Origin of the sequence: Zestomonas carbonaria, from assembly GCF_904061905.1 — a bacterium.
GTDB classification, from domain to species: Bacteria; Pseudomonadota; Gammaproteobacteria; order Pseudomonadales; family Pseudomonadaceae; genus Aquipseudomonas; species Aquipseudomonas carbonaria.
The window spans coordinates 1-244 of record NZ_CAJFCI010000132.1 but is presented as its reverse complement, the minus strand read 5'-3'; the positions used below and the strand labels follow the sequence as shown (position 1 = coordinate 244).

At 66.0% G+C, this 244-nt stretch carries 1 protein-coding gene; it reads right to left on the bottom strand.

The annotated features are described in order from the left end of the window. Nucleotides 1-244 (bottom strand): bacteriophage T4 gp5 trimerisation domain-containing protein (locus PSEWESI4_RS24985; RefSeq protein WP_408004337.1); only part of this gene is annotated, 244 nt, incomplete at both ends.

The window sequence follows — 244 nt, the reverse complement described above, 5'->3', positions numbered from 1 at the left end:
GCGGTCGTTGCCGACTTCCTCAGTGCGGTCCTTGCCGATGCGGATCAGCCGGTTGCGCTCGACGTTCAGGCTGTCGTCCTGGCCGATGGCGTGGCGGCGATCGCGGGCGATGGTCACTTCCTCGTCGTTGCCCACCGTTTCCTGGCGGTCGTTGCCGATGGCGATGGTCTCGTCGTTCTCCACCCGCTCGCTGCGGTCGTGGCCGACGAAGGTGCTTTCGTCGTGGTTGACCCGGATGTTCTGG